Origin of the sequence: Streptomyces sp. NPDC059452 (genome assembly GCF_042750035.1) — a bacterium.
GTDB lineage: Bacteria > Actinomycetota > Actinomycetes > Streptomycetales > Streptomycetaceae > Streptomyces.
The window spans coordinates 1-8,147 of record NZ_JBHYVE010000058.1 but is presented as its reverse complement, the minus strand read 5'-3'; the positions used below and the strand labels follow the sequence as shown (position 1 = coordinate 8,147).

General features: G+C 70.4%; 1 protein-coding gene. It reads left to right on the top strand.

Translation table 11 applies throughout. The annotated features are described in order from the left end of the window. Positions 1-8,147: amino acid adenylation domain-containing protein (locus ACFW9Z_RS35965; RefSeq protein ID WP_384647921.1), on the top strand; the 8,147-nt coding region annotated here is incomplete at both ends.

The window sequence follows — 8,147 nt, the reverse complement described above, 5'->3', positions numbered from 1 at the left end:
ACGCCGCAGGAAGAGACGCTGTGTGCCCTGTTCGCCGAGGTCCTCGGCCTGGAGCGGGTCGGGATCGACGACAGCTTCTTCGACCTGGGCGGCCATTCCCTGCTCGCCACCCGCCTGGTCAGCCGCATCCGCAGCGTGATCGGTGTCGAGCTGCCGATCAAGGACGTCTTCGAGGCGCCGACCGTCGCCGGCCTGGTGGAGCGACTGCGGGGCGACGGCCAGGCCCGTAAGGCTCTGGTCGCGGTGGAGCGGCCGGATGTGGTGCCGCTGTCGTTCGCCCAGCGCCGCCTGTGGTTCCTGCACAAGCTGGAGGGCCCCTCGGCGACCTACAACATGCCGTTGGCGTTCCGCCTCACCGGCTCCGTCGACGCCGAGGCGCTGCACGCGGCCCTTCTCGATGTGATCGGCCGACACGAGTCGCTGCGCACCGTCTTCCCCGAGGTCGACGGCGAGCCGCACCAGTTGGTCCTCGACCCGGCCGCCACCGCCTTCGGCTGGGAGCGCCGGTCGGTCACCGAGTCCGAGCTGCCGACCGCCCTGGAAGAGGTGTCCCGCTACGGGTTCGACCTCTCCTCCGAAGTGCCGGTCCGGTCCTGGCTCTTCGAGACCGGCCCCGAGGACTCCGTACTCCTGCTCCTGCTCCACCACATCGCGGCGGACGGCTGGTCCATGGGCCCGCTGGCCCAGGACCTCGTCGCCGCCTACACGGCCCGCTCACAGGGCAGCGCCCCGCAGTGGTCCGCGCTCCCCGTCCAGTACGCCGACTACACGCTGTGGCAGCGAGAGCTCCTCGGCGACGACTCCGACCCGGACAGCCTGTTCACCCGCCAGGTCGACTACTGGCGCCGACAGCTCCACGACCTGCCCGAACAGGTGACGTTCCCGACCGAGCGGCCGCGGCCCGCAGTCGCCTCGTACGAGGGCGCCTGCGTCACGCTCACGGTCGACGGAGAGCTGCACCGGCAGATGGCGGAGCTGGCACGCGCGTCCGGCGCGACCGTCTTCATGGTGTTGCAGGCCGGTATGGCGGCGCTGCTCACCCGCCTCGGCGCGGGCACCGACATCCCGCTGGGCAGCGGTGTCGCCGGTCGTACCGACGACGCCCTGGACGACCTGGTCGGCCTCTTCGTCAACACCTTCGTGCTGCGGACCGACACCTCCGGCGATCCGGCGTTCCAGGAACTGGTAGGCCGGGTGCGAGAGGCGAGCCTGGCGGCGTACGCGCACCAGGACGTGCCGTTCGAGCACCTGGTGGAGCTCCTCAACCCGCAGCGCTCCACCTCCCACCACCCCCTCTTCCAGGTCGCCCTGGTCCTCCAGAACAACGCCCAGGGAGACTTCACCCTGCCCGCGCTGAGAGTGCGCACCACCGAGGTGGACCCCGGCACCTCGCGCTTCGACATGCTCCTCTCGCTCACCGAGCGCTATGACGCCGCAGGGAACCCGGCCGGCATCGAGAGTGTGGTGGAGTACTCCACGGATCTCTTCGACCGGTCCACCGTCGAGCGGCTCTTCGGCCGGTGGATACGCCTCCTTGCGCAAGCTCTGAGCGCCCCGCACGAGCCGATCAGCCGGGCCGGCCTGCTGACGGAGGCCGAGCGGAGCCAGCTCCTCGCGGGGTGGAACGACACCGACGCCGAGGTCCGCCAGGAGACCATGGCCGGCCTGCTCGAAGCGCAGGTGCGGCGCACCCCCGACGCCACCGCAGTGCTCTTCGGCGAGACCACCCTGACCTACGCCGAGCTGAACGCCCGCGCCAACCAACTGGCCCGCCACCTGGTCGAGTGGGGCGTCGGCCCGGAGAAGCTGGTGGCGGTGGCCCTGCCCCGCTCCGCCGACACCGTCGTCGGGCTGCTCGCGGTGATCAAGACCGGCGGCGCCTACCTCCCGCTCGACCCCGACGACCCGGCCGAGCGGCTGCGGCACACCCTGAGCGACGCCCGACCCGTCCTGGCCCTGGTCTCCGGCGGGACCGGCCTCGACGCGCCGGAGACCGGGATCCCGTTCCTCGCCATCGACGACGGGCAGACCCGCGCGGCCATCGCCCGGCAGTCCACCCAGGACCTGACGGACGCCGACCGCACGGCGCCGCTGACCCCGGCCAACCCGCTCTACGTCATCTACACCTCCGGTTCCACCGGCCGCCCCAAGGGCGTCATGGTGGAACACCGCGGACTGGCCAACAACCTCCAGTGGATGCAGGACGCCTATCCGGTCGGCGCCGGGGACATACTGCTGTTCCGTACGTCGGTCCGGTTCGACTCCGTGGGCCTGGAGCTCTGGTTCCCGCTCCTCCACGGCGCCGCGATCTGTGTGGCCCCCAGCGAGGTGATCCGCGACCCCGAGCGGCTGGTCTCCCACATCGCGGCGAACGGCGTCACCGTCGCCCAGTTCCCCCCGTCCCTGCTCGCCAACCTGCCGCAGCCGCCCGCCGGCCACCGTGTCAGCCGCATCTGGTCCAGTGGCGAGGCCCTGCGCCCAGAGCTCGCTGCGCGGATCAGCGAGGACTGGGACAGCGCCCTGTACAACCTGTACGGCCCGACCGAGATGACCATCCAGGTCGCCTCGTCCGTCTGGGAGGGCGAGACCGACGACGGGCACAACGTCCCCATCGGACGCCCCATGTGGAACACCCGCGTATTCGTCCTCGACGCCGGTCTCCAGCCGGTGCCGGTGGGCGTCGTGGGTGAGCTGTACGTCACCGGGGCCCAGGTGGCCCGGGGCTATGTCGGCCGGGCGGGGCTGACGGCGGAACGCTTCGTCGCCTGTCCGTTCGAGCCGGGGGTGCGGATGTATCGCACCGGTGATCTGGTGCGGTGGCGTGCGGATGGCCAGTTGGAGTTCGTGGGCCGTGCTGACGAACAGGTCAAGGTCCGTGGCTTCCGTATCGAGCCCGGCGAGATCGAGTCGCTGCTGACGGGGTGTGAGGGTGTGCGTCAGGCGGCTGTTCTGGTTCGTGAGGATGTTCCGGGGGATCAGCGTCTGGCTGCTTATGTGGTGCCGGACCTGGCAGCAGCGGCGGCTGCCGCGGCGGGCGGTGCCGAGGAGACGGTATCCGGTGGGGACGCCCAGGTCGGTGAATGGCGGGAGATCTACGACGCGGTCTACTCGGGTGCGGGGTCGGGTGGTTTCGGTGAGGATTTCTCGGGCTGGGACAGTTCGTATACGGGTGAGCCGATTCCGCTGGACGAGATGTGTGCGTGGCGTGATGCGGTCGTTGAGCGGGTGCGTGACCTCGGCGGTGAGCGGGTCCTGGAGATCGGTGTCGGTTCGGGTCTGCTGATGGCGCATCTGGCGCCGGGTGTGGATGAGTACTGGGGCACGGACCTCTCGGGTGCTGTGATCGACAGGCTGACCGCTCAGGTGGCCCGGGCGGGGTTGTCGGATCGGGTGCGGCTGCGGTGTCAGGCGGCCGATGTGGTCGACGGGCTGCCGTCGGAGTACTTCGACACGGTGTTGATCAACTCGGTGGTGCAGTACTTCCCGGACGGGGCGTACCTGGCCCGGGTGATCGACCAGGCCATGGGGCTGTTGGCTCCGGGTGGCCGTCTGGTGATCGGTGATGTGCGGCATGCGGGTTCGCTGCGAGCACTGCACACAGCGGTGCATGGCGGGCGTGGTGCGGCGGTGCGCACGGTGGTGGACCGAGCGGTGCTGCTGGAGAAGGAGCTGGTGGTCACGCCGGAGTTCTTCACGGAGCTGGCACTGCGTGATGAGTGTGTGGGTGCGGTCGATATCCAGTTGAAGCGGGGTGGCTATCACAACGAGCTGACTCGTCACCGGTATGAGGTGGTGCTGCACAAGGCGCCGTCGGAGGTGGTGGATGTCGCGGAGTTGCCGTGCGTGTCCTGGACGCCGGAGTTCGATGTCGCTGGTGTTGGCGGCCCGGTGCGGGTGACGGGGATTCCGAACGCGCGGTTGGTGGCGGAGGTGGCTGCGGAGCGTCGGCTTGATGGGCTGGATGCCGAGGAGTTCGGCCCTGCGGTGGATCCGGAGGAGCTGGTGGCCTGGGGCGCGGACCGTGGTCTGCGGGTCGTGGCTACCTGGTCGCCGCAGTCGGTGGCCCTCTTCGACGCGGTCATCCTGCCGTCCGAGACAGCGGCGACCGAGGCCGTCCTCACGGGCGTCTACACACCGTCCGGCTCCCCTGGCCCCAAGGCCAACAGCCCGGTCACCGCCCGGGGTATCGGCGCGGTCGTCAAGGCCGCCCGCGAGGACCTGGCCCGGCGGCTCCCCGAGTACATGGTGCCGTCGGCGGTCATGGTGCTGGACCGGCTGCCGCTGACCCCGAACGGGAAGCTGGACCGCAAGGCGCTTCCAGTGCCGGAGTACGTGGCGACCGCCGGTGGCCGTGGCCCCCGCACCCCGCAGGAAGAGGTGCTGTGCGGCCTGTTCGCCGAGGTCCTCGGCGTCGGCCGGGTCGGCATCGACGACAGCTTCTTCGACCTCGGCGGCCACTCCCTCCTCACCACCCGCCTGGTCAGCCGCATCCGCAGCGCCCTCGGTGCGGAGCTCCCGATCGCCGCGGTCTTCGAGGCCCCCACGGTCGCCGGTCTGGCGCCCCGCCTCACCGACGGCGGCCGGACCCGTACCGCCCTGGTGCCGATGGAACGGCCCGATGTGGTGCCGCTGTCGTTCGCCCAGCGCCGCCTGTGGTTCCTGCACAAGCTGGAAGGCCGCTCGGCGACGTACAACATGCCCCTGGCACTCCGTCTGACGGGCGGAGTGGATGCGGAGGCGCTCCGCGGCGCCCTGCGGGACCTGGTCGGCCGACACGAGTCGCTGCGCACCGTCTTCCCCGAGGTCGACGGCGAGCCGCACCAGTCGGTCCTCGACGCGCAGAGCGCGGAGCTGGACTGGCAGCGCCGCTCGGTGACGGAGGAGGAGCTCCCGAAGGCTCTGGAGGAAGCCGCCCAGTACGGGTTCGACCTCTCCTCCGAGATGCCGGTCCGCGCCTGGCTCTTCGACATCGGCCCGCAGGACAGCGTCCTGATGCTCCTGGTGCACCACATCGCGGGTGACGGCTGGTCCATGGGCCCGATCGCCCGTGACGTGGTGACGGCCTACACCGCCCGCTCGCAGGGCGGCGCCCCGCGCTGGCCCGAGCTGCCGGTCCAGTACGCCGACTACACGCTGTGGCAGCAGGAGCTGCTCGGCGACGAGAACGATCCGGAGAGCATCTACGCCCAGCAGGTGGACTACTGGCGCCGACAGCTCCACAACCTGCCCGAGCAGGTGACGTTCCCGACCGACCGGCCGCGGCCCGCGATCGGCTCGTACGAAGGCACCCACCTCGACTTCGAGATGGACGCCGAGCTGCACCAGCGGCTGGTGCGGCTGGCGCGCCGCACCAACACGACGGTGTTCATGGTGTTGCAGGCCGGTATGGCGGCGCTGCTCACCCGCCTCGGCGCGGGCACCGACATCGCGCTGGGCAGCGGTGTCGCCGGTCGTACCGACGATGCCCTGGACGACCTGGTCGGCCTCTTCGTGAATACGTTCGTGCTGCGCACGGACACCTCGGGCAATCCCGGTTTCGAGGAACTCCTGGGCCGGGTGCGGGAAGCGAGCCTGGCGGCGTACGCGCACCAGGACGTGCCGTTCGAGCACCTGGTGGAGCTCCTCAACCCGCAGCGCTCCACCTCCCACCACCCGCTCTTCCAAGTCGCCCTCGTGCTCCAGAACACCCCCGAAGGCGACTTCGACCTGCCGGGCCTGCGGGCCACCCCCGAAGACGTCGCAATCGGTAGGTCGCGCTTCGACATGCTGCTCAGCCTGGCCGAGCGAACCGGTGGGCAAGGGGTGACCGGAACCATCGAGTACTCCACGGACCTCTTCGACCGTGGGACGGTGGAGGGGTTGTTGGGGCGTTGGGTGCGGTTGCTGGAGCAGGTGGTGGTGGATCCTTCGCTGTCCGTCGGTGCGGTGGAGCTGCTGTCGGGCGATGAGCGTGGTCGGCTGCTGGAGGTGTGGAACGGCACGTCCGTCGAGGTGCCGTGGGCGACGCTGGCGGGGTTGTTCGAGGCTCAGGTGCGGCGGGACGCGGATGCGGTGGCGTTGGTCCATGGTGGGGTGTCCCTGTCGTACGGGGAGGTGAACGTTCGGGCCAACCGGCTTGCGCACTGGCTGATCGGCCGGGGGGTGGGGCCGGAGAAGCTGGTGGCGGTGGAGCTGCCGCGGTCGGTGGAGATGGTGGTGGCCGTCCTGGCGGTCCTCAAGGCCGGTGGCGCGTACGTACCGATCGACCCGGCCTACCCGGCCGAGCGGCGTGCGTTCATGCTGGCGGACGCGTCCCCGCTCCTCGTCCTGGACCCGGAGGCACTGGCACGGGACCTGTCCGCCTTCCCGGACACCGACCCCCGGCTCCCCGTGGAGTCGGCGCACCCCGCCTACGTCATCTATACCTCCGGCTCCACCGGCACCCCCAAGGGCGTCGTGGTATCCCACCGGGGCCTGGCCAGCCTGGCGCACACCCAGCTCCAGCGCCTGGGCGCCACCTCCCGCAGCCGCGTCCTGCAGTTCGCCTCGCCGAGCTTCGACGCCGCCGTCTGGGAACTGGTGCTCACCTTCGCCGCCGGCGCCGCGCTGGTGGTGCCCGACAGCGACCGCCTGGTCGGCGACGCGCTGCGGGAGCTGCTGGCCGGCCAACGCATCACCCACGCGCTGATCCCGCCCACGGTGGTGGCCACCCTCCCGCCCGACGCGGCCGAGGAGCTGACCGACTTCGCATGCCTGGTCGTCGGCGCCGAGGCCGCGCCGCCGGAGCTGGTGGCGCGCTGGTCGGCCGGGCACCGCGTGGTCAACGCGTACGGGCCGACCGAGTCGACCGTGGCCATCTCGATGAGCGGCGACCTCTCCGGCGGCGTGGTGCCGATCGGCCACCCCGTCTCCAACACCCGCGCCTACGTCCTGGACGAGGTGCTGCGGCCGGTCCCCGTGGGCGTGGTCGGCGAGCTCTACGCCTCGGGTGCTGGTCTGGCGCGTGGATACTTGGGCCGGGCGGGGCTGACGGCGGAACGCTTCGTCGCCTGTCCGTTCGAGCCGGGGGTGCGGATGTATCGCACCGGTGACCTGGCGCGGTGGCGTGCGGATGGCCAGCTGGAGTTCATGGGCCGCGCGGATGAACAGGTCAAGGTCCGTGGCTTCCGTATCGAGCCCGGCGAGATCGAGTCCCTGCTGACCGGCTGCGAGGGTGTGCGTCAGGCGGCCGTCCTGGTCCGTGAGGATGTTCCGGGCGATCAGCGTCTGGCTGCCTATGTGGTGCCGGACCTGGCAGCAGCGGCGGCGGCTGCCGCGGCGGGCGGTGCCGAGGAGGCGGATTCCGGTGGGGACGCCCAGGTCGGTGAATGGCGGGAGATCTATGACTCGGTGTATGCCGGGTCGGGGTCGGGTGGTTTCGGTGAGGATTTCTCGGGCTGGGACAGTTCGTATACGGGTGAGCCGATTCCGCTGGACGAGATGTGTGCGTGGCGTGATGCGGCCGTGGAGCGGGTGCGCGATCTTGGCGGTTGCCGGGTCCTGGAGGTCGGTGTCGGTTCGGGTCTGTTGATGGCGCATCTGGCGCCGGGTGTGGATGAGTACTGGGGCACGGACCTCTCGGGTGCTGTGATCGACAGGCTGACCGCTCAGGTGGCCCGGGCGGGGTTGTCGGATCGGGTGCGGCTGCGGTGTCAGGCGGCCGATGTGGTCGACGGGCTGCCGTCGGAGTATTTCGACACGGTGTTGATCAATTCGGTGGTGCAGTACTTCCCGGACGGGGAGTATCTGGCCCGGGTGATCGACCAGGCCATGGCGCTGCTGGCCCCGGGTGGCCGTCTCGTGATCGGTGATGTGCGGCATGCGGGTTCGCTGCGGGCGCTGCACGCGGCGGTGAACGCCGATCGTGGTGCGGCGGCGCGTTCGGTGGTGGACCGTGCGGTGCTGCTGGAGAAGGAGCTTGTGACCGCTCCGGAGTTCTTCACCGGTATCGCCGGGCGGGATGAGCGTGTGGGTGCGGTTGATATCCGGTTGAAGCGGGGTGGCTATCACAATGAGCTGACTCGTCACCGGTATGAGGTGGTGCTGCACAAGGCGCCGTCGGAGGTGGTGGATGTCGCGGAGTTGCCGTGCGTGTCCTGGACGCCGGAGTTCGATGTCGCTGGTGTTGG